Here is a 21,089-nt window from a genome sequence, read left to right as displayed (position 1 = left end):
AGCTGCGCTCGCTCCTACGTTTGTTTCGGGCCAGTATTGCCTGGGCCAGGCGCGCGCGACCGCCTTGTTCGCACGGCGCTATATCGAGCCATGCCCCAAGGCGTTCGCGCGCAAATCACACAGGCATAATTGGCGCGAAACAAACGTAGGAGCGAGCGCAGCTCGCGATGCGCCGCGCGGGCGGCGCTCGATCTCACAAGCGCTAAAGATGCCACGGCGAGCACTGACAACCCTGCAGAGCAGAGCTGCACTCTTTCCTACAGGGCTATCACAACATCAAAGCGCTCCGCGACAGGCGCGCTGCTTACTTCAGTACCGCCAGTGCAGCCTCGTAGTCCGGTTCTTCAGCGATTTCGCCGACCAGCTCGCTGTGCAGCACTTTATCGTTCTCGTCCAGCACCACCACGGCGCGGGCGGCCAGGCCAGCCAGCGGGCCATCGGCGATGGCCACGCCGTAGTTTTCGAGGAACTCGCGGCCACGCAGGGTCGACAGGTTCTTCACGTTCTCCAGGCCCTCGGCGCCGCAGAAACGTGCCTGCGCAAACGGCAGGTCGGCGGAGATGCACAGCACCACGGTGTTGGCTACATCGTTGGCCTGGGCGTTGAACTTGCGCACCGAAGTGGCACAGGTTGGGGTGTCGACGCTCGGGAAGATGTTCAGCACCTTGCGCTTGCCGGCGTAGTCTTTCAGCGACTTGTCAGCCAGGCCTTCACCCACCAGGGAAAAAGCCGGAGCCTGGGCGCCGGCCTGTGGCAGGTTGCCGTTGACCTGGACCGGGTTGCCTTTGAGAGTCACTTGAGCCATGACGAAATCCTTATGCGGGGTTTGAAAAGGACACCGAGTTAAGCATGAAGGCGGCCTAGTGCCTATGGGGGCGGGTGAAATTCTTCTATGGCCAGACTTTTTATGTGGATAAAAGCGGATACCCCTAACGCAGGACAGCAACCACCCTTCTCGCTCACCTTTAAAAGCCTGATAACAATGTTTGTTGTTTAGGCTCGCACAATGGAAGGAGCTTGGTTTCCAACATGCTCGCAAGGCCTGTGGTAGAGGCGATCCGGCCCAACTAATCGCCCACTCGCAGATAGCAAGGTAAATAATCCTACAAATCTATCGGAAATTTCGCCTGCGCGAATATCTTGTACATCTTAAAAGAGGCGCTACTATCGGAGGGGCCATAATAAAACGAACCTGATGGATATTTATATCAAGCCTATCAAGATGGAGTCCGCAAAACTTGCCAACAAGCCCCAACGAGCCAGCGAGCGCGATGCCTAATTGCGCACCGACGCTGCGAGCTATTGAGCGTACCGAATTGCTAGCCAACGAAGATTATTTCTTGCTATTTAAAGCTTCCGGGTTGGTAGCATGATCGCTTACTCAGCTAAACTGCGCTACCCTCTGTACTCGACATTGCTGGTTCTGATATCCCTGCTAGGGGTATTTCCGCTGGATGTGATCCTACCCTCATTCCCTACGCTGGCAGATAGGTTTCGGGTCGGTGCAGAGCAGATAGCCTACTCGGTGAGTTTCTTTGCTGTCGGCGTTGCAATGGCGCAACTCGTCATCGGCCCTCTGTCGGATAGTATCGGGCGCAAACGTCTGTTGCTGGGCGGGCTCGGATTAGCCATTTTAGGGGCGCTTGGTTGCGCATGCTCTACCACCTATCAAATGTTCATGGCATTCCGTTTACTACAGGCGCTGGGGTGTGGCAGCCTCGTCTTAGGCCAAGCGCTAGTGCAGGATCTATACAGAGATGAACATCGTAATACCATGCGAATCCTCTTAACCAGCTCAAGCGGGCTGTTCATCTCAATATCACCGCTGGTAGGTGCGCTCCTCCAGCAATCCTTTGGCTGGCAGGCAAGCTTTATAAGCTTCGCTATTATCGCTTCTATAGTTTCACTCCTGGCGTACGTACTCCTACCAAGTACAACTGCCTTGCAACGCAAAGCGCCCGGTATTTCCAGTTATCGTATAATGCTGCGAGACACGACCTTCCTCGCCTATACACTGCAGACCAGTCTCGCCTTCTCCTGCCATTTTTCCTTTATCGTGATAGCACCACTCCTCCTGATGAGCAGGTTGGGGCTGACGACCTATCAATTTTCCATTGTATTTATTGGCTACGGGGTGGCATACATCGCCGGGGGAGCGGCTGCAACCTATCTGAACCGACGTGTTAGCCCACAGGCTCAAATAAAAGCGGGCTTTCTGCTCATCAGCGCCGGGGGCATAACCCTTGTTATCTGGGAACGGTTTTCGGAGCTATCTGTGGCAGGCATTATGCTAGCTGTGCTCATATGTACTACAGGGACAACGCTGGTGCGCCCGGCCGCGACGACGCAGGCCTTGGCACGCTATCCATGTCAAGCGGGTGCTGCAGCATCGCTTAACACGACATTCCTGTTCGCTGGGGCTGGCGGTATAAGCAGTGTGGTAGCAGGCGTCGAGCGTACGCTTCCAGGGGGCTTGGGGCTGCTGTTCGTGCTAGCGAGCTTGTGCGGAGGGTGGCTACTTGCTTACACCAAGGTCGATGAAATCCCATGCAGGTGAGACCCTGATTTCACGCGCAAAAAACCCGGGCGGCGCCAGCCAACCCGGGCTTGTTTCATAGCCAGCCGTGACTCAGCCCAGCAGGCCGTACACCACCGAAGTCAGCGCAACCAGGCCCACCACTACCACGAATACGTTGGACGCCGCGCCGCTGTACTTGCGCATGGACGGTACACGGCGGATGGCGTACATCGGCATCAGGAACAGCAGCACCGCAAGGATCGGGCCGCCGAGCGATTCGATCATGCCGAGGATGCTCGGGTTGAGGGTGGCGACGATCCAGCACACTACCAGCATCAACCCTGCAACCACCCGGTCCAGGGCCTTGGCGCCCGGGCGCGCGCCGGTCTTGGCGATAATGCCCTTGAGGCCTTCACTGGCACCGATGTAGTGGCCGAGGAACGACTTGGCGATGGCCACGAAGGCAATCAGCGGCGCGGCAAACGCGATGGTCGGGTTGCTGAAGTGGTTGGCCAGGTACGACAGGATCGACAGGTTCTGCGCCTTGGCTTCAGCCAGCTGCGCGCTGCTCAGGGTCAGCACGCAGCTGAACACGAAGAACAGCACCATCACCACCATCAACAGGTGGGCACGGCGCAGAATCTGCCCGCTGCGCTCATCGGCGTGGTCGCCGTAGCGGCGTTTCTGGTCCACGGCGAAGGCCGAGATGATCGGCGAGTGGTTGAAGGAAAACACCATCACCGGAATGGCCAGCCACAAGGTGTGCAGGAAGGCCGAGGCCGGTGGCACCTGGGTGGCGCTATCGAGGATACCGCCAGTCCAGTGCGGCACCAGGTACAGGCCCAGCAGCGCCAGGGCAACGATGAACGGGTATACCAGCAGGCTCATGACCTTGACCGTGGCCTGCTCGCCGCAGCGCACGATGGCCAGCAGGCCAAGAATCAGCACGAACGACAGCATGGCCCGTGGCGGTGGCTGCAGGTGCAACTGGTGCTCGATGAAGCTGGACACGGTGTTGGTCAGCGCCACGCTGTAGATCAGCAGGATCGGGAAGATGGCGAAGAAGTACAGCACGGTGATCGAGGTGCCCGCAGTGCTGCCGAAATGCTCCTTGACCACCTCGGTGATATCACCACCGGTGCGCCCGGAAAGCACGAAACGGGTCAACCCACGGTGGGCGAAATAGGTCATCGGGAATGCCAGCACGGCCAGGACCAGCAGCGGCCAGAAGCCGCCAAGGCCGGCGTTGATCGGCAGGAAAAGGGTGCCAGCACCGATGGCGGTGCCGAACAGGCCCAGCATCCAGGTGGTGTCGTGCCGCGCCCAGTTACCGAGGGTGGCGGGGGTCGATTCTGCAAAGCGTTGTTCAACGCTTGGGGCCTGCTCATTCATTCCGGGTGAAGCTCCACTCGCAAGACTGCAACAGGCTGAGAATGGCGAAATGGTGCGTTCGCCCAACTCAACCGGAAAAGAGGGGCGCGATTGTGCACGGAAAGGTTGCACTTGCGAAGCCCTTTTCCGAGGGGCGGTTGCACTTGTCTTTACAAGTGGCAGGCATCGCGGGTGTTGCGCGGTGGATGCAGGAGCGGCCTTGCAGCGCGAACGGGGTGCTCAGCACCCCGATGCAGGGTTACTTCTGCACGGCAGCAAACGCCTCGGCTACCCGTTGAAGGTTGGCTGGGCGCAGGCCGGACATGCACACGCGGCCGCTATCGATCAGGTACACGCCAAATTCGTCGCGCAGGCGGCGGACCTGCTCGACGCTGAAGCCGGTGTAGCTGAACATGCCACGCTGGCGCAGGAAGAACTGGAAGTCCTGGCCTGGAAGCAGCACGGCCAGGGCATCGACCAGCGCCTGGCGCATATCCAGAATGCGCTTGCGCATCACTTCGACTTCCTCGGCCCACTGGGCATTCAGGCCGGCATCGCCGAGCACACCAGCCACCAGTTGGGCACCGAAATTGGGCGGGCTGGAATAGTTGCGGCGCACGGTGGCCTTGAGCTGGCCCAGCACGCTCTGTGCGGTGGCCCCGTCGTCGCACACTACTGACAAGCCACCGACCCGCTCGCCATACAGCGAGAAGATTTTCGAGAACGAGTTGCTGACCAGGCACGGTACGCCGGCACGGGCCATTTCGCGGATGGCGTAGGCGTCTTCGACCAGGCCCTCGGCAAAGCCCTGGTAGGCGATGTCGAGGAACGGGATCAACTGGCGGGCCTTGACCACTTCGACCACCTGCTGCCACTGGTTCTGGGCCAGGTCGGCACCGGTCGGGTTATGGCAGCACGGGTGCAGCAGGACCACGCTATTGGCCGGCAGCGCTTGCAGGGTGGCCAGCATGCCGTCGAAGTCGACGCCGCGGGTGGCCTGATCGAAGTACGGGTAGGTGTGCACCTTGAAACCGGCACCCTCGAAGATGGCACGGTGGTTGTCCCAGGTCGGGTTGCTGACCCAGACTTCCGACTGCGGGAAGTAGCGCTTGAGGAAGTCGGCGCCGACCTTCAACGCGCCAGAGCCACCTACGGTCTGCACCGTGGCCACGCGCCCACCCGTCACGGCCGGGTGATCGGCGCCGAACAGCAGCGCCTGAATCGCCTGACGGTAGCTGGCCAGGCCTTCCATAGGCAGGTACAGGGACGCTTCATGGTCCTGGCCGGCGATGCGCTTTTCCACCGCATCCACCGCCGCCAATTGCGGCACCACGCCGGCCTCATCGTAATACAGGCCGATGCTCAGGTTGACCTTGTCGGCGCGCGGGTCGGCCTTGAAAGTTTCCATCAACGAGAGGATCGGGTCGCCGGCATAGGCATCGACATGTTTGAACACAGCGTGCAGCTCCTTGGATCAGGACAGTACGAAAAGTCAGCCCTGAGCATACCCGCACACACGGCTCAGGAACATCCACTAATGTGCAAGGTTGTCTATGCAACATTGCATGGCCAGGGTTTTATGCTGGCAGTGATGGTCCCATCGCCGGCAAGCCAGCCACAGGGATCGCATCAGGGCTGGCAGGTGTTTGTCAGAAGATATGCAGCGCCTGTTAGAGCGAGCGCCGCCCGCGCGGCGCATCGCGAGCTGCGCTCGCTCCTACGTTTGTTTCGGGCCAATTATTCCTGTGGGATTCGCGCGCGAACGCCTTGGTGCATGCCTCAATATCGCGCCGTACAAACAAGGCGGCCGCGTGCGCCTGTCACAGGCGTTACTGGCCCGAAACAAACGTAGGAGCGAGCGCAGCTCGCGATTGCGCCGCGCGGGCGGCGCTCGATCTCACAGGCGCTGAAGATGCTACGGCTACCCTTGCCACAAACCCTAGAATCTCCCACTGCGGGAGCTGGCCTGCCGGCGATTAGGCCGGATCAACCAAGCAACGCTTTCAGGTCTTGCAATTCCTGCTCGGTCAGCGCCACCCCCTCCTCGTCTGCCACCTCGCGCTCGCGGTAACGCCGTTCACCCGGCATGCGCGTCAACCCTGCCGCCTGCATCTGCTCCACCAGATCGCGGCTGCGCTGGGCAAAACGCTCGCCCTCGGCCTTGCTCGGGTCGATGACGATGATCAGTTGCCCGGTCCATGGCGTTTTCGCCCCCGGGTGCTCCGCCCAGTCGAATTCCCAGGAGAAGTGCCCGCCTGTCAGCGCCGCCGCCAGCAATTCGACCATCATCGACAGCGCCGAACCCTTGTGCCCGCCAAATGGCAGCAAAGCACCGCCCTCGAGAATCGCCTTGGGCTCGGTGGTTGGTTCGCCATTGGCATCGACACCCATGCCTTCGGGAAGCGGCTGGCCGGCACGCGCGGCAATCTGCACGTCGCCGTGGGCCATGGCGCTGGTGGCCATGTCGAAGACGATCGGGTCATGCCCGGCGCAGGGTGCTGCAAAGGCGATAGGGTTGGTGCCGAACAGAGGCTTGCGGGCCCCATGCGGCACCACGCAGGTCATGCTGTTGACCACGCTGAGGGCCACCAGGCCCTCTTCAGCGAACGGCTCCACGTCTGGCCACAAGGCGGCGAAATGGTGCGAGTTGTGGATCGCCAGCACGGCAATGCCGGCGTTGCGCGCCTTGGCCACCAACAGGTCGCGGGCCGCCGCCAGTGCGGGCTGGGCGAACCCGCCAGCGGCATCGACGCTGACATAGCCGGCGGCAAGGTCACTGACCTTGGCCACGGCCCGCCCATCGACCCAGCCGCTGTTCAGCGTGGACACGTACCCCGGCATGCGGAACACCCCATGGCTATGGGCACCATCGCGCTGGGCGCTCGCACAATTGTGGGCCAGCACCCTGGCCACGCTATCGCTGCAGCCATGGCGCTGGAAGATAGCCTGCAGCAGGCCTTGCAGCTCGGTAAACGGCACGCGCACGACGGTGCCGGTGGACGGTGCGGACATCTGAAGCTCCTTGTTGATTTTGGAGTGGCTACAGCGTTGCAGCGGCAAAACTTTCCCGCGAGTGACAGCTATCTGTCAAATGTTGACTTAATGGCAGAAAACATTCATTTTCTTCCCAAGCCTTACCTTCTGGAGCCCCAGCATGAGCCAACCGATCAAGCAACGCCTGGAAGCCAGCCTCGACGGGGCCGCAGCGTCAGGCCGCAAGATCGCCACCTACATGCTCGCCAACCTGCACGAACTGCCGTTCCAGACCTCGGCCAGCATCGCCGCCAAGCTGGGCGTCAGCGAATCCAGTGTCGGGCGGTTTTGCCGCTCCCTGGGTTATGCCCACCTCAAGGCACTTAAGCAAGACCTGCAGAGCGACCTGGGCGATGGCCCGTGGCTGGTGGGCGACCGCTTGCACGATTACCGCCAGCGCCAGGACGCCAGCGACAACGGCGGCAGCCTGGAACTGGAAATGGCCGCCCTGGTGCGCGTGCACGAGTACCGCCAAGGCCCGGCCTGGCACAACGTGGCCCAACGCCTGGCGAGCAAGCGCCGGGTCTTTGTTGCAGGTTTTCAGACCGAGCGCGGCCTGGCCATGTGCATGGGCCACTTGCTGCAATACCTGCGCGATGGGGTGCAACTGGTCGACCTCAGTGCCGGGCACTTTGCCGACGTGCTGCTCGGTAACGCCGCAGACAGCGCCCTGGTGGTGTTCGAGGCGCGCCGTTATTCCCGCCATGCCCTGTTGCTGTGCCAAAAGGCGCGCGAGGCGGGCATTGCGGTCACCTTGGTGACCGACACTTTCTGCGACTGGGCCGATGCCAACGCCGACGAGGTGTTCCGCATACCCACCGAATTCAATCTGTTCTGGGAATCCACCTCGGCCATGCTGTCGTGGGTACACCTGATGGTCAACGAGGTCTGCAAGAAACTCGGGCCGGATGTTGAAAAGCGCTTGGAAGCAACTGCCGCTCTACATAACGAGTTCGTCGGCTACACCACGTGGTCGGCGGGCAAACAACAATAGCAAGAGTGCAATGAGGTGCGAGATGAACAAGTCCATGGCCTTGCTGGGTGCGTGCGCCCTGCTGCTGGCGGGTGCTGCCAGTGGCGAAACCCTGCGCTTCGCCACCGAGGGTGCCTACCCGCCGTTCAACTATGTCGACGCCGATAACCAGTTGCATGGCTTCGACGTCGACATTACCCATGCCCTGTGCGAACAGATGAAGGTCGAGTGCACGCTGGTGGCTCAGGACTGGGAAGGCATCATCCCGGCGCTGATGGCGCGCAAGTACGACGCTGTGGTGGCCTCGATGATCGACACCGAGGAGCGGCGCAAGAAAATTGCCTTCACCGACCATTACTACCGTACCCCGTTGACCGTGGCCGTGGCCAAGGACAGCAAGATCACCGATGCCCAAACCCACTTCGACGGCTACACGGTTGGCGCCCAGTCGTCGTCTACCCAGGCCATTTATGCCGAGGACGTTTACGCCAAGGCCGGCGCTGATGTGAAGCTGTACCCGACCATGGACGAAGCCAACGCGGACCTGGCCGCCGGCCGCCTGGACGGGGTGATTGCCGACAAATTTCCGCTTCAGGAATGGATCAGCAAGAACGGCGGTGACTGCTGCAAGATTCTGGGTGATGTAGCCAACACCAAGGCCGATGCCGCCATTGCCGTGCGCAAGGATGATGAAGCCTTGCGCCAACGCTTGAACACCGCGTTGCAACAGATCGTGGCCAACGGCACCTATCAGAAGATCGCCAGCAAATACTTTGCATTCGATATCTACAACTGATCTTCAAGCCCTCATTGCCTGACCGGGCCCTATCGCCGGCAAGCCAGCTCCCACAGGTTGCCCACAGACCTGAAGAACAGCGGTTTACCTGTGCGAGCTGGCTTGCCGGCGATGAGGCCGGTGAGGTCAACACAAGGTGTTCGTCATGCTCGATCAATTGTCCTTGCTGTCCTTGGCCAGCGGTGGCTGGGGCCAAGCGCTGCTGGCCGGCGCGCTGGTCACTGTGTCACTGGCCCTGGCCTGCCTGCCCATCGGCCTGCCGCTGGGCCTGGTAGTCGCCCTGGCGGCCCGCTCGCGCAAACGCCTGCCACGGGCCTGGGCCACCACGTTTTCCACCGTGTTCCGCGGCTTGCCCGAGCTGCTGACACTGCTGATCATTTATTACGGCTGCCAGATCGCCGCGCAGAAGGTCCTTGCCGCCCTGGGCTATGAAGGTGAGTTCCTGATCAATACCTTCGTGGCCGCCATGATCGCGTTCAGCCTGGTGTTTGCCGCATTTTCCAGCGAGATCTGGCTGGCCGCTTTCAAGACCTTGCCCAAAGGCCAGTGGGAGGCCTGTTCGGCCTTGGGGCTGAGCAAACGCACCGGGTTCTTCAAGGTGCTGCTGCCGCAGTTGACCCGCATTGCCCTGCCCGGCTTGTCCAACAACTGGCTGTCGTTGCTCAAGGACACCTCGCTGGTGTCGACCATCTCGCTGGTCGACCTGATGCGCCAGACCAACCTGGCCGTCAGCGTGACCAAAGAGCCCATGTTCTTCTATGGCGTGGCGTGCCTGGGCTACTTGCTGTTCGCGGCATTGTCCGGGCGCGTGTTCGCCTACATCGAGCGGCGGAGCAACCGCCACCTGCAAGGAGCGCGCGCATGAGCCTCGACCAATTGCTGGCGCTGGTGCTCGACCCTGACCTGCTGCAGCGTTACGGCCCGCGCTTTGTCGACGGCCTGCTGGTCACTGCCAAGCTGGTCGCCATTTCCTTCAGCCTGGGCGCGCTGCTGGGCCTGCTGCTGGCGCTGGCGCGCCTGTCGCACAACCTGCTGTTGCAACGCCTGGCGGCAGGTTATGTGTACTTCTTCCGCGGCTCGCCATTGCTGGCCCAGTTGTTCCTGCTGTACTACGGCCTGGGCTCGTTCAAGAGCTTCTGGCAGGACGTGGGCCTGTGGTGGTTCTTCCGCGAGGCGTGGTTCTGCACCTTGCTGGCGTTCACCTTGAACACCGCCGCCTACCAGGCCGAGATCTTCCGCGGCAGCCTGATGGCCGTCGCCCCGGGCCAGTATGAGGCGGCGCGGGCCTTGAACCTGAAGCGCTCGACGACCTTCTTCAAGGTGATCCTGCCGCAGTCGCTGCTGGTTGCCATCGGCCCGCTGGGCAACGAATTGATCCTGATGATCAAAGCCAGCGCCATTGCCTCGCTGGTGACCATCTACGACCTGATGGGCGTGACCAAACTGGCCTTTTCGCGCAGCTTCGACTTCCAGATCTACCTGTGGGCCGCAGTGCTCTACCTGGTGATCGTCGAGGTGGTGCGGCGCCTGCTGAAACACCTGGAAGCCCGCCTGGGCCGCCACCTGAACTGACCAAAGGATACGTTCCATGCATTGCCAGACCTTAGTCCTGGGCGCCGGCATCGTCGGCGTCAGCACCGCCCTGCACTTGCAAGCCCGCGGGCGCCAGGTGGTACTGCTCGACCGCGACGAACCGGGCAGCGGTACCAGCCACGGCAACGCCGGGCTCATCGAGCGCTCCAGCGTCATCCCCTATGCCTTCCCACGGCAACTGGGCGCCCTGCTGCGCTATGGCCTGAACCGCCAGCCCGACGTGCGCTACAGCCTGGCGCATCTGCCCAAGGCGGCACCGTGGCTGTGGCGCTACTGGCGCCAGTCCGCCCCCGGGCGCCTGGCAGGTGCCGCCGCCGATATGCTGCCATTGGTGCAGCGCTGCGTGGAGGAACACGACGTGCTGATCGCAGCTGCCGGCCTGCAAGGGCTGGTGCAGGCCAAAGGCTGGATCGAGGTGTTCCGCGATCCGACGCTGTTCAGCCAGGCCAAGGCCGATGCCAAAGGCCTGAGCCGTTACGGCCTGCAGTTCGAAATACTGGAATGCGGCCAGTTGCAGGCACGCGAACACCAGCTGGATGCCACCGTGGTCGGCGGTATCCACTGGCTTGACCCAAAAACCGTCATCAACCCCGGCGCCCTCACCCGTGGGTATGCAGCCTTGTTCCAGCAACGCGGCGGGCAGTTCCTGCATGGCGATGCGCGCAGCCTGCGTCAGCACCACGGCAAGTGGCAGGTCGACAGCCGCCGTGGCCCGATCACTGCCGACGAGGTTGTCGCCTGCCTGGGCCCCCAGTCGGCCGACCTGTTCAGCGGCCTGGGCTACCAGATACCGCTGGCGATCAAGCGCGGCTATCACATGCACTACGGCACCCGTGGCGGCGCGCAACTGGAGCACGCGATCTGCGACACCCAGGGCGGTTATGTGCTGGCACCGATGGCGCGCGGCGTGCGCTTGACCACCGGTATCGAGTTCGATGCCGCCAATGCGCCCGCCAACCAGATTCAGCTGGACCGTTGCGAAGCCTTGGCGCGCAAGCTGTTCCCCGCGCTGGGCGAGCGCCTGGACGACGCACCGTGGCTGGGGCGGCGCCCGTGCCTGCCCGACATGCGCCCGGTCATTGGGCCGGCGCCACGCCACCCGGGGCTGTGGTTCAACTTTGGCCACGCCCACCATGGCCTCACCCTGGGCCCGGTCAGCGGCCGCCTGCTGGCCGAACTGGTGACCGGGGAACGCCCCTTCACCGACCCCGCGCCTTATAGCGCAACCCGTTTCGACTGACCCCCGCGGGAGCACAACACGATGACCGCACTCTTGAGCCATGCCACCGCTACCCCTGAAACCGACCCGCGCCCGGTGCTAATCCGCATTGAAGGCTTGAACAAGCACTACGGGGCGTTCCATGTCTTGCGCGACATCGACCTGCAGGTACGCGAAGGCGAACGTATCGTCCTGTGCGGGCCTTCCGGCTCGGGCAAGTCGACGCTGATCCGCTGCATCAACCGCCTGGAAATCGCCCAGCAGGGCACTATCGAGGTCGCCGGCGTCGACCTTGCGACCAACACCCGGGAGGCGGCGCAGGTACGCAGCGACATTGGCATGGTGTTCCAGCACTTCAACCTGTTCCCGCACATGAGCGTGCTCGACAACTGCCTGCTCGCCCCCACGAGCGTGCGTGGGCTATCGCGCAAGGATGCCGAGGAGCGGGCGCGCATGTACCTGACCAAAGTGGGCATCGCAAGCCAAGCGCACAAGTACCCCAGCCAGTTGTCCGGCGGGCAGCAGCAGCGCGTGGCAATTGCCCGCGCGCTGTGCATGAAACCGCGGATCATGCTGTTCGACGAGCCTACGTCGGCACTGGACCCTGAAATGGTCGCTGAAGTGCTGGATGTGCTGGTGCAACTGGCCGGCACGGGCATGACCATGCTTTGCGTCACCCACGAAATGGGCTTTGCCCGGCAGGTGGCCGAGCGGGTGCTGTTCCTGGAGGGTGGGCAGATCATCGAGGACAGCCCGCCGCAGGTGTTCTTCAACCACCCGCGCACCGAGCGGGCCAAGGGGTTCCTGGCGCAGATCCTGCACTGAGTGCAGACCTGTCACTGAGCTTGTGGGAGCGGCCTTGTGTCGCGAAAGGGTCGCAAAGCGGCCCCCGGTTTTTCAGCACTGTTGCCTATATTGCCGGGGCTGCTGTGCAGCCCTTTCGCGACACAAGGCCGCTCCCACAACGACCGCGTTGACTTCAAGCCACCTATTTCATTGCACGGCTGCAAAGACCCGACTGCGTCGTTAAATATTATTGACCGAACCTCCCGCCAAACCCACGCCGCCACAGGCCCGCATCGGTTCAACCCACCCAAAACCGGCGCATTTCCCGCCTTGCAGCCCCTTTCAGTCGTTTGACATATCGAACGGCTCTGGCAAGCTATCTACAGGCCCCGACCGGCATCGTCAGCTCGACGAGCCGGCAGTGCTCGGGGCTCCAGGCGCCACTCAGGGCCCCGCGCCGTGCGCCTGCACAACAACGACAGGTCGAACCTGTCCCAAGGTGACATATGTCCAACAGCAACATTGGCAACAAGCAACCTTCCCTGCGCAAACCCGTCGTCCTGATGACCATGGGCAGCCAAGAGCGCAAAGGCCATGACTACCAGGTCATGACCCACAAATACATCACCCCGCTGGTCGAGTTCGCCGATTGTGTCCCGGTGCTGGTGCCCACCTGCTGCGGCATTGACGACCTCGAGACCTATCTGGACATGGCCGACGGCGTTTACCTGACCGGCGCTGGCAGCAACATCGACCCGGCGCTGTACGGCCAGGAAAACCAGACCCCAGGCAAAGGCCAGGACCAGAACCGCGACCTGTTCGACATTCCGCTGGTCAAGGCGGCGCTCAAGCGTGGCCTGCCCATCTTCGGCATCTGCCGGGGCATGCAGGAAATCAACGTGGCGCTGGGTGGCGACATCTACCAGAAGGTGTACGCCGAACCGGGTTTCAATGACCACCGGGAAAACCCGGAAGACCCGGTCGAAGTACAGTACGCCCAGGTTCACAGCGTAAAGATCAAACCAGGCAGCTGGCTGCGCGACACTTTGGGTTGCGACGAAATCCGCGTCAACTCGCTGCACGGCCAGGGCCTGCACAAGCTCGGCGCCGGCATCGAGGCCATCGCGCATGCGGAAGACGGCCTGGTCGAGGCCATTCATGCGCCAAGCATTTCGCCGTTCCTGTTCGCCGTGCAATGGCACCCAGAATGGCAAGCCGCGCAGAACCCCGACTCGATCAAGATCTTCCAGGCGTTCGGTGACGCGTGCCGCGCCCAGGTTCGCAAGGCGCAGGTCAAGCGCGCTGCCTGACCTACAGTTTCCCCTGCTTTGATCGCGGGGCGGCGCAAGGCCGCCCCCGCCTCCCCCGGTCACCCTCTGCTGGTCCCAGAATATCTGCCGTGGAATCGGGCGGCGGGTTTGTGCCTGTCTTTGCGATCGTTTTTTTTCTTTGGTCTTGAGAGATACGATGACTACCAGGTGGTAGTCGTCGGTTTTTCAGCGCCTGTAAGATCGAGCGCCGCGCGGGCGGGGCTCGATCTACAACCCACCACATATATCGAGGCGGGCACGTAGAAGCAGGCACGCTCGCACAAAACAAAAATCGCAAAAAGCACTGGTCATCCCTGAGGTTGTACGATAACTTACCTCTAACGCAAAACAACACCTCCACCCAAGCGCCACAGGATGCCAACAACAATGAATCCACAAGAACTCAAATCCATCCTCTCCCACGGCCTGCTGTCTTTCCCGGTCACCGACTTCAACGCCCAGGGCGACTTCAACCCGGCGGGCTACATCAAGCGCCTGGAGTGGCTGGCCCCGTATGGCGCCAGTGCCCTGTTCGCCGCCGGCGGTACGGGTGAGTTCTTCTCCCTGGCTGCCAGCGAATACAGCCAGGTCATCAAGACCGCAGTCGATACCTGCACCACTTCGGTACCGATCCTCGCCGGCGTGGGTGGCTCCACCCGCCAGGCCATCGAATATGCGCAAGAAGCCGAGCGCCTGGGCGCCAGGGGCCTGCTGCTGCTGCCGCACTACCTGACCGAAGCCAGCCAGGACGGTGTTGCCGCCCACGTGGAGGCCGTGTGCAAATCGGTGAAGATCGGCGTGGTGGTGTACAACCGCAATGTCTGCCGCCTGAACGCCGACCTGCTGGAGAAACTGGCCGAACGCTGCCCTAACCTGATCGGCTACAAGGACGGCCTGGGTGATATCGAGCTGATGGTGTCGATCCGCCGCCGCCTGGGTGATCGCTTCAGCTACCTGGGTGGCCTGCCAACCGCAGAAGTGTATGCTGCTGCCTACAAGGCCCTTGGCGTACCGGTCTACTCCTCGGCAGTGTTCAACTTTGTGCCGAAGACAGCGATGGACTTCTACAACGCCATCGCCCGCGACGACCACGCTGCTGTAGCCAAGCTGATCGATGATTTCTTCCTGCCCTACCTGGACATCCGCAACCGCAAGGCTGGCTACGCCGTGAGCATCGTCAAGGCCGGCGCCAAGCTGGCCGGTTACGACGCAGGCCCGGTGCGTACCCCGCTGACCGACCTCACCGCCGAAGAGTACGAAATGCTCGCCGCGCTGATGGACAAGATGGGCCCGCAGTAAGCGCTGCTTGCGGCCTGCCATATGCCGCGCCCGGAGTGGGCCTGCCCCGCTCCGGTTACCATTCGTGAGCCCGCACAAAAATAACTAGTGGGAGTACAACCAGCATGCAAGCGACTAAAAAGACGCATGTGCGCTACCTGATCCTGTTCATGCTGTTCCTGGTGACCACGATCAACTATGCCGACCGCGCGACCATTGCAATCGCAGGCTCCAGCCTGCAGAAAGACCTCGGCATTGACGCCGTAACCCTCGGTTATATCTTCTCCGCCTTCGGATGGGCTTACGTGGCTGGCCAGATTCCGGGTGGCTGGCTGCTCGACCGCTTCGGTTCCAAGAACGTCTACGCCTTCAGCATCTTCACCTGGTCGCTGTTCACCCTGTTGCAGGGCTTTGTCGGCGGCCTTCCGGTTGCCTGGGCAGTCGTGACCCTGTTCACCTTGCGCTTCCTCGTCGGCTTTGCCGAAGCCCCGTCGTTCCCAGGTAATGCCCGTATCGTCGCGGCCTGGTTCCCGACCCAGGAACGCGGTACCGCCTCGGCCATCTTCAACTCCGCGCAGTACTTCGCCACCGCCCTGTTCGCACCGATCATGGGTTGGATCGTGTTCAGCTTCGGCTGGGAGCACGTGTTCGTGGTGATGGGGGCGCTGGGCATCATCTTCTCGATGGTCTGGCTGAAGACCATCTACAACCCGCGCCAGCATCCACGCATCAGCCCGGCCGAGCTCGAACACATCGAGCAGAACGGCGGCCTGGTCGACATGGACCACAAGCGCGGCAACGATGGCCCGAAATGGGGTTACATCAAGCAGCTGCTGACCAGCCGCATGCTGCTGGGCGTGTACCTGGGCCAGTATTGCATCAACGCCATCACCTATTTCTTCCTGACCTGGTTCCCGGTGTACCTGGTGCAGGAACGCGGCATGACCATCCTCAAGGCCGGCTTCATCGCCTCGCTGCCGGCGGTATGCGGCTTTATCGGCGGTGTGCTGGGTGGGGTGATCTCGGACTGGCTGCTGCGCCGTGGCAACTCGTTGACCTTCTCGCGCAAGCTGCCGATCGTCTGCGGCCTGATGTTGTCGACCACCATGGTGTTCTGCAACTACGTAGACGCCGAGTGGATGGTCGTCGGTTTCATGACCCTGGCTTTCTTTGGCAAAGGCATCGGCGCGCTGGGCTGGGCGGTAGTGGCAGACACCTCGCCGAAGCAGATCGCCGGCCTGTCGGGCGGCCTGTTCAACACCTTCGGCAACATCGCCTCTATCACTACGCCTATCGTCATCGGCTACATCATCAGCGCCACGGGTTCGTTCAAGTGGGCCCTGGTCTACGTAGGCGCCAACGCCCTGGTAGCGGTGTTCAGCTACCTGGCGATCGTTGGCCCGATCAAGCGTATCGAACTGCGCGACGACGCCCCGAAGCCACAGGCTGAGCCTGCTGCCAACGGCGAACTGGCCAGCTCGCGCCATTGAGTGACACGCCCGCGCCGGCTCGTTCGGTGCGGGCGGATGTACAAAAAAGCCTGAGAACCTGACAAGTAGGGCCCAAACATGCAGTTGATTGAACATTCCGACTCGCCCCGCTACGTGCGCCTGCACGACGATGACAACGTCGTGGTCGTGGTCAATGACGGCGGCCTGGGCGAAGGTGCCCGTTTTGCCGACGGCCTGACCCTGGTCGAGGGCGTACCGCAAAGCCACAAGGTTGCCACCGTGACCATCGCCAAGGGCGAGCCGGTGCGCCGCTACGGGCAAATCATCGGTTATGCGCTGGAAGACCTGCGCCAGGGCAGCTGGGTACAGGAAAGCCAGCTGGCCATGCCCGCTGCCCCGGAACTGGACAGCCTGCCACGCTGCGATGCCGTGCCACAGCCGCTGCCGCCACTGGAAGGATTCACCTTCGAAGGCTACCGCAACGCCGACGGCACGGTCGGCACGCGCAATATCCTTGGCATCACCACCACCGTGCAGTGCGTGACCGGCGTGCTGGAGCACGCGGTCAAGCGCATTCGCAGCGAACTGCTGCCCAAATACCCCAACGTCGATGACGTGGTAGCCATCACCCACAGCTACGGCTGCGGCGTGGCCATCAACGCCCGCGACGCCTATATCCCGATCCGCACCGTGCGCAACCTGGCGCGCAACCCCAACCTGGGCGGCGAAGCGCTGGTCATCAGCCTGGGCTGCGAAAAGCTGCAGGCCGGCCAGGTGATGCACGACAACGACCCGTCGGTAGATCTCAGCGACCCGTGGCTGTACCGCCTGCAGGACGCCAGCCTGGGCTTTGTGGAAATGATCGAGCAGATCATGGCGCTGGCCGAAACCCGCCTGAAGAAACTCGACCAGCGTCGACGCGAAAGCGTACCGGCCAGCGAGCTGATCCTCGGCATGCAGTGCGGTGGCAGCGACGCCTTTTCGGGCATTACCGCCAACCCGGCGCTGGGTTATGCCGCCGACCTGCTGGTACGTGCCGGTGCCACCGTGCTGTTCTCGGAAGTGACCGAGGTTCGCGACGCCATCTACATGCTGACTTCCCGCGCGCAAAACCAGGCGGTGGCCGACGCGCTGGTCAGCGAAATGGACTGGTACGACCGCTACCTGCAGCAAGGCGCTGCCGACCGCAGCGCCAATACCACACCGGGCAACAAGAAAGGCGGGCTGTCGAACATCGTCGAAAAGTCGCTGGGTTCGATCGTCAAGTCCGGTAGCGGGGCCATCCAGGGCGTGCTTGGCCCAGGCGAGCGGGTCAAGGGCAAGGGCCTGATCTTTTGCGCCACCCCGGCCAGCGACTTCGTCTGTGGCACCCTGCAACTGGCCGCAGGCATGAACCTTCATGTCTTCACCACGGGCCGCGGCACACCGTATGGCCTGGCCATGGCGCCCGTGGTCAAGGTGTGCACCCGCAGCGAGCTGGCGCAGCGCTGGCCCGATTTGATCGATATCGACGCCGGGCGCATCGCCAGCGGCCGCGCGACCATCGAGGAACTGGGTTGGGAGCTGTTCCACTACTACCTCGACGTCGCCAGTGGCCGCAAGCAGACCTGGGCCGAGCAGCACCGCTTGCACAACGACATCACCCTGTTCAATCCGGCGCCGATTACCTGATGCCCTGGGCAGGCTTGCCCAGCACTCTTCATTCAGCCACCCTCACAGGAGCACCCCATGCCTGAAATCCTCGGCCACAACTTCATCGCCGGCCAGCGCAGCGCCGCTGGCGCACAGCGCCTGCAGAGCCTGGACGCCAGCACTGGCGAAGCCCTGCCGTACAACTTTGCCCAGGCTACCGAGGGCGAAGTCGACCAAGCCGCCAAAGCCGCGGCCGCCGCTTTCGCCGAATTCCGCCAACTGGCCCCGGCGCGCCGCGCCGAATTTCTGGATGCCATCGCCGCCGAACTGGACGAGCTGGACGATGCCTTCATCGCTATCGTCTGCCGCGAAACCGCACTGCCCGCCGCACGTATCCAGGGTGAGCGCGGCCGTACCAGCGGCCAGATGCGCCTGTTCGCCCAGGTGTTGCGCCGTGGCGACTACCTAGGCGCACGCATCGACCTCGCCCTGCCCGAACGCCAGCCACTGCCACGCGTGGACCTGCGCCAGATGCGCATTGGCGTTGGCCCGGTCGCGGTGTTCGGCGCCAGTAACTTCCCGCTGGCGTTCTCCACCGCAGGTGGCGACACCGCCGCGGCGCTGGCCGCCGGCTGCCCGGTGGTGTTCAAGGCGCACAGCGGCCACATGGCAACCGCCGACCTGGTCGGCTGCGCCATCAACCGGGCAGCCGAGCGTACCGGCATGCCCCAGGGGGTGTTCAACATGGTGTTCGGTGGCGGCGTGGGCGAGTGGCTGGTCAAGCACCCGGCCATCCAGGCTGTAGGTTTCACCGGCTCGCTGAAAGGCGGCGACGCCCTGTGCCGCATGGCCGCAGAGCGCCCCCAGCCGATTCCGGTGTTCGCCGAGATGTCCAGCATCAACCCGGTGATCATCCTGCCGGGCGCCCTGGCCAAGCGTGGCGACGCCATCGCCCGTGAGCTGGCCGGTTCGGTGTGCCTGGGCGCAGGGCAGTTCTGCACCAACCCGGGCCTGGTCATCGGGCTGCAATCGCCACCGTACAGCCAGCTGTTGGCTGAGCTGGGTCAGCACCTGGGCCAGCAGGCCGGCCAGGTCATGCTCAACGCCGGCGGCCTGCGCAGTTATGTCGCTGGCCTGGAGCACCTGCACGCCCACGCCGGTATCGAACACCTGGCCGGCCAGGCACAGCAAGGCAGCCAGGCCCATGCCCAGTTGTTCAAGGCCGATGCCCGGTTGCTGGTCGAGTCCGACCCATTGCTGCAGGAGGAAGTGTTCGGCCCCACCACCGTGGCCGTGGAAGTTCAGGATAACGACCAGTTGCGCGCTGCCGTGCTTGGCCTGCGCGGCCAGCTGACCGCCACACTGATCGGCGAGCCTGAGGACTTTGAAGCCTTTGCCTGGCTGGTACCACTGCTGGAAGAGAAAGTCGGGCGGATTCTGCTCAATGGTTACCCGACAGGTGTCGAGGTGTGCGATGCCATGGTCCACGGCGGGCCGTACCCGGCAACTTCCGACGCCCGCGGAACCTCGGTCGGCACCCTGGCTATCGACCGCTTCCTGCGCCCCGTGTGCTACCAGAACTACCCGCAGGCGCTGTTGCCCGAGGCCCTGCGTGACAGCAACCCGCTGGGGCTGCGGCGGTTGGTGAATGGGCAGTGGCGCGACGGGGCGATCTGACGCCCCTTTGCGGCACGGGCCTCAGGCCCCTTGCGCCTCAGCCTCTTCATGCACCTGACGCAAACGCTCACGGCTATTGCTCAGGTGCATGCGCATGGCCATTTTGGCCCCTTCGCTGTCTCGCCGTGCAATGGCTTCATAGATGGCTTCATGCTCATGGCGCAGCCGGCTCATGTAATGGGCCTGGTCATCACGCGCCAACCGCGCTGAATTCAACCGGGTCCGGGGGATGATGCTGGTGCCCAGGTGGTTGAGGATGTCGGCGAAGTAATGGTTGCCACTGGCCTGGGCAATGCGCAGGTGAAACTGGAAATCGGCCGACACCGCATCGGTGGCGTGGGCCGCCCCTTCGTTCAGCTCATCCAGCGCCGCGCGCATGCCGGCCAGCTCGTCATCGCTGCGGCGTTGTGCGGCAAGCCCCGCCGATTCGATCTCCAGGGCAATGCGCAACTCCAGCACCGCCAGCACTTCCCGCAGGGTAACGACGGTAGCCGGGTCGATCCGGAAGCCCCCGGTCGCCGGCGCATCCAGCACGAACGTACCGATGCCGTGGCGGGTTTCCACCTGCCCGGCGGCTTGCAGCCGCGAAATGGCCTCACGCACCACCGTGCGGCTGACGCCCTCTTCAACCATGATCTGCGATTCGGTCGGCAGCTTGTCGCCGCGCTTGAGCTGGCCGCTGCGAATACGCTCGGTCAGCACCGTAACCAGTTCCTGGGCCAGACTGCGCGGCTTGCGCCGGGTCCTTGCCTGTACCTGCTGCTCTGTCATCGCCCTGTGTTTCACCTTGAAAGACAGCGCTTATCATAGCGCAAGCAGTTGTACGATCACATATGTCGCGTGCGGATTTCATTGCCTGCCTGGGGCTGCACCTATCCGACAACACCTGGAAGTGCTGGCACAGAGCCTGCGCTGCAAGATACTGTGCGCTTCCACCTCACGCATCCATGGAAGGAACTGCCCGTGTGAAAACCTATGACCGCCTTTTGCTGGGCTGCGGCTTACTGATCCCCTTGTGGCTGTTGGCCGGGGTCTGGCTCACTGCACTGGCGTACCCCGGCTACGACCATTTCCAACAAGCCATGAGCCAGCTCAGCGCGGTTGGCTCGCCCGTGCAGCGCTGGTCGCCATGGGTCAACAATTATCCTCTCGCGGTCTTGTTCATCTTGTCGGGGTTGCTGATGTTCTTTTCACTGACCCTGGCGAGCGCCCTGTGGGCGTGGCTCAGGACGCGTCTGGCCGGAAGCCAGGCCGTCGCGCTACTGTCCGCCACCAGCCTGATACTGGCCATCGTGACCGTCGCACTCATGGCCCAGGCGGCACAAAGCGGGCAACTGTTCGGCTTGTACCAGCGCCTCAACTACGGGGTGTCGGTACCGTGGATCGCCTGCCTTGCCTGGGCTAGCCTGCGCAACCCGGCTGCCAGGTCATTGCACAGGCCCAACCGCTGAC

The 21,089-nt window shown here is 62.8% G+C and carries 18 protein-coding genes; 13 read left to right on the top strand and 5 right to left on the bottom strand.

Translation table 11 applies throughout. The annotated features are described in order from the left end of the window. Positions 1 to 304: 304 nt before the first annotated feature. On the bottom strand, positions 305 to 805 hold the full coding sequence (gene tpx / locus L1P09_RS10505) for a thiol peroxidase (protein ID WP_054881982.1): 501 nt from the start codon (positions 803 to 805) through the stop codon (positions 305 to 307). Between the two features lie 564 nt (positions 806 to 1,369). On the opposite strand from tpx, the gene L1P09_RS10500 reads away from it, so the two are divergent. After that, the gene (locus L1P09_RS10500) at positions 1,370 to 2,557 is read left to right on the top strand and encodes a Bcr/CflA family efflux MFS transporter (protein ID WP_029887941.1); all 1,188 of its coding nucleotides are present in this window, start codon (positions 1,370 to 1,372) and stop codon (positions 2,555 to 2,557) included. Between the two features lie 72 nt (positions 2,558 to 2,629). On the opposite strand, the gene L1P09_RS10495 is transcribed toward L1P09_RS10500, so the two are convergent. The 3 genes from L1P09_RS10495 to L1P09_RS10485 form a co-directional block, all read right to left on the bottom strand. Then, entirely contained in the window at positions 2,630 to 3,910 is a 1,281-nt protein-coding gene (locus L1P09_RS10495) for a serine/threonine transporter (protein WP_029887942.1), read from the bottom strand. Between the two features lie 238 nt (positions 3,911 to 4,148). Beyond that, entirely contained in the window at positions 4,149 to 5,345 is a 1,197-nt protein-coding gene (locus tag L1P09_RS10490; protein WP_192439938.1) for an amino acid aminotransferase, read from the bottom strand. A 530-nt stretch (positions 5,346 to 5,875) separates the two neighbouring features. Beyond that, positions 5,876 to 6,901, bottom strand: a complete 1,026-nt coding sequence (locus L1P09_RS10485) for an Ldh family oxidoreductase (RefSeq protein WP_009687028.1) — start codon at positions 6,899 to 6,901, stop codon at positions 5,876 to 5,878. Between the two features lie 142 nt (positions 6,902 to 7,043). Between L1P09_RS10485 and L1P09_RS10480 the strand changes: the two genes are divergently transcribed. From L1P09_RS10480 to L1P09_RS10430, 11 genes are all read left to right on the top strand, one after another. Continuing rightward, positions 7,044 to 7,916, top strand: a complete 873-nt coding sequence (locus tag L1P09_RS10480; protein WP_029886745.1) for a MurR/RpiR family transcriptional regulator — start codon at positions 7,044 to 7,046, stop codon at positions 7,914 to 7,916. A gap of 22 nt (positions 7,917 to 7,938) precedes the next feature. Then, entirely contained in the window at positions 7,939 to 8,691 is a 753-nt protein-coding gene (locus L1P09_RS10475; protein ID WP_054905894.1) for a transporter substrate-binding domain-containing protein, read from the top strand. A gap of 145 nt (positions 8,692 to 8,836) precedes the next feature. Beyond that, positions 8,837 to 9,556 carry an ABC transporter permease gene (locus L1P09_RS10470; protein ID WP_009687024.1) on the top strand — a complete coding sequence of 240 codons (720 nt, stop codon included), beginning with the start codon at positions 8,837 to 8,839 and terminating at the stop codon, positions 9,554 to 9,556. Continuing rightward, entirely contained in the window at positions 9,553 to 10,263 is a 711-nt protein-coding gene (locus L1P09_RS10465) for an ABC transporter permease (protein ID WP_054906136.1), read from the top strand. Before L1P09_RS10470 ends, L1P09_RS10465 begins: the two co-directional genes overlap by 4 nt. A gap of 16 nt (positions 10,264 to 10,279) precedes the next feature. Beyond that, on the top strand, positions 10,280 to 11,524 hold the full coding sequence (locus L1P09_RS10460; protein ID WP_054906137.1) for an NAD(P)/FAD-dependent oxidoreductase: 1,245 nt from the start codon (positions 10,280 to 10,282) through the stop codon (positions 11,522 to 11,524). Positions 11,525 to 11,545: 21 nt separating this feature from the next. Next, positions 11,546 to 12,328 carry an amino acid ABC transporter ATP-binding protein gene (locus L1P09_RS10455; protein ID WP_009687020.1) on the top strand — a complete coding sequence of 261 codons (783 nt, stop codon included), beginning with the start codon at positions 11,546 to 11,548 and terminating at the stop codon, positions 12,326 to 12,328. Between the two features lie 467 nt (positions 12,329 to 12,795). After that, on the top strand, positions 12,796 to 13,599 hold the full coding sequence (locus tag L1P09_RS10450) for a gamma-glutamyl-gamma-aminobutyrate hydrolase family protein (RefSeq protein ID WP_029886748.1): 804 nt from the start codon (positions 12,796 to 12,798) through the stop codon (positions 13,597 to 13,599). A gap of 387 nt (positions 13,600 to 13,986) precedes the next feature. Further along, positions 13,987 to 14,898: a 5-dehydro-4-deoxyglucarate dehydratase gene (gene kdgD / locus L1P09_RS10445; protein ID WP_235768793.1), complete on the top strand. Its 912-nt coding sequence runs from the start codon at positions 13,987 to 13,989 to the stop codon at positions 14,896 to 14,898. Between the two features lie 104 nt (positions 14,899 to 15,002). After that, positions 15,003 to 16,367 (top strand): MFS transporter, encoded by a 1,365-nt coding sequence (locus L1P09_RS10440; RefSeq protein ID WP_054906140.1) that lies wholly within the window; start codon positions 15,003 to 15,005, stop codon positions 16,365 to 16,367. Between the two features lie 78 nt (positions 16,368 to 16,445). Continuing rightward, positions 16,446 to 17,999, top strand: a complete 1,554-nt coding sequence (gene garD / locus L1P09_RS10435; protein WP_054906141.1) for a galactarate dehydratase — start codon at positions 16,446 to 16,448, stop codon at positions 17,997 to 17,999. 57 nt (positions 18,000 to 18,056) lie between these two features. Further along, positions 18,057 to 19,637 (top strand): aldehyde dehydrogenase (NADP(+)), encoded by a 1,581-nt coding sequence (locus L1P09_RS10430; RefSeq protein ID WP_054906142.1) that lies wholly within the window; start codon positions 18,057 to 18,059, stop codon positions 19,635 to 19,637. A 21-nt stretch (positions 19,638 to 19,658) separates the two neighbouring features. Here the strand turns inward: L1P09_RS10430 and L1P09_RS10425 are convergent, their stop codons facing one another. Beyond that, complete coding sequence (locus L1P09_RS10425; protein WP_009687013.1) at positions 19,659 to 20,408, bottom strand: FadR/GntR family transcriptional regulator; 750 nt, start codon at positions 20,406 to 20,408, stop codon at positions 19,659 to 19,661. 194 nt (positions 20,409 to 20,602) lie between these two features. On the opposite strand from L1P09_RS10425, the gene L1P09_RS10420 reads away from it, so the two are divergent. Continuing rightward, positions 20,603 to 21,088, top strand: a complete 486-nt coding sequence (locus L1P09_RS10420) for a DUF998 domain-containing protein (RefSeq protein ID WP_235768792.1) — start codon at positions 20,603 to 20,605, stop codon at positions 21,086 to 21,088. Position 21,089: the final 1 nt, after the last annotated feature.

It is taken from the genome of Pseudomonas juntendi (assembly GCF_021560075.1).
GTDB lineage: Bacteria > Pseudomonadota > Gammaproteobacteria > Pseudomonadales > Pseudomonadaceae > Aquipseudomonas > Aquipseudomonas juntendi.
This window is presented reverse-complemented; position numbering and strand designations above follow the sequence as displayed.

Excerpts from the sequence above, each read along its gene's own strand:
- garD (WP_054906141.1), top strand. The coding sequence starts at position 16,446 with ATGCAGTTGATTGAACATTCCGACTCGCCCCGCTACGTGCGCCTGCAC.
- L1P09_RS10480 (WP_029886745.1), top strand. The coding sequence starts at position 7,044 with ATGAGCCAACCGATCAAGCAACGCCTGGAAGCCAGCCTCGACGGGGCC.
- L1P09_RS10425 (WP_009687013.1), bottom strand. The coding sequence starts at position 20,408 with ATGACAGAGCAGCAGGTACAGGCAAGGACCCGGCGCAAGCCGCGCAGT.
- L1P09_RS10485 (WP_009687028.1), bottom strand. The coding sequence starts at position 6,901 with ATGTCCGCACCGTCCACCGGCACCGTCGTGCGCGTGCCGTTTACCGAG.
- L1P09_RS10465 (WP_054906136.1), top strand. The coding sequence starts at position 9,553 with ATGAGCCTCGACCAATTGCTGGCGCTGGTGCTCGACCCTGACCTGCTG.
- L1P09_RS10450 (WP_029886748.1), top strand. The coding sequence starts at position 12,796 with ATGTCCAACAGCAACATTGGCAACAAGCAACCTTCCCTGCGCAAACCC.
- L1P09_RS10460 (WP_054906137.1), top strand. The coding sequence starts at position 10,280 with ATGCATTGCCAGACCTTAGTCCTGGGCGCCGGCATCGTCGGCGTCAGC.
- L1P09_RS10500 (WP_029887941.1), top strand. The coding sequence starts at position 1,370 with ATGATCGCTTACTCAGCTAAACTGCGCTACCCTCTGTACTCGACATTG.
- L1P09_RS10475 (WP_054905894.1), top strand. The coding sequence starts at position 7,939 with ATGAACAAGTCCATGGCCTTGCTGGGTGCGTGCGCCCTGCTGCTGGCG.
- L1P09_RS10440 (WP_054906140.1), top strand. The coding sequence starts at position 15,003 with ATGCAAGCGACTAAAAAGACGCATGTGCGCTACCTGATCCTGTTCATG.
- L1P09_RS10470 (WP_009687024.1), top strand. The coding sequence starts at position 8,837 with ATGCTCGATCAATTGTCCTTGCTGTCCTTGGCCAGCGGTGGCTGGGGC.
- tpx (WP_054881982.1), bottom strand. The coding sequence starts at position 805 with ATGGCTCAAGTGACTCTCAAAGGCAACCCGGTCCAGGTCAACGGCAAC.
- L1P09_RS10455 (WP_009687020.1), top strand. The coding sequence starts at position 11,546 with ATGACCGCACTCTTGAGCCATGCCACCGCTACCCCTGAAACCGACCCG.
- L1P09_RS10495 (WP_029887942.1), bottom strand. The coding sequence starts at position 3,910 with ATGAATGAGCAGGCCCCAAGCGTTGAACAACGCTTTGCAGAATCGACC.
- L1P09_RS10430 (WP_054906142.1), top strand. The coding sequence starts at position 18,057 with ATGCCTGAAATCCTCGGCCACAACTTCATCGCCGGCCAGCGCAGCGCC.
- kdgD (WP_235768793.1), top strand. The coding sequence starts at position 13,987 with ATGAATCCACAAGAACTCAAATCCATCCTCTCCCACGGCCTGCTGTCT.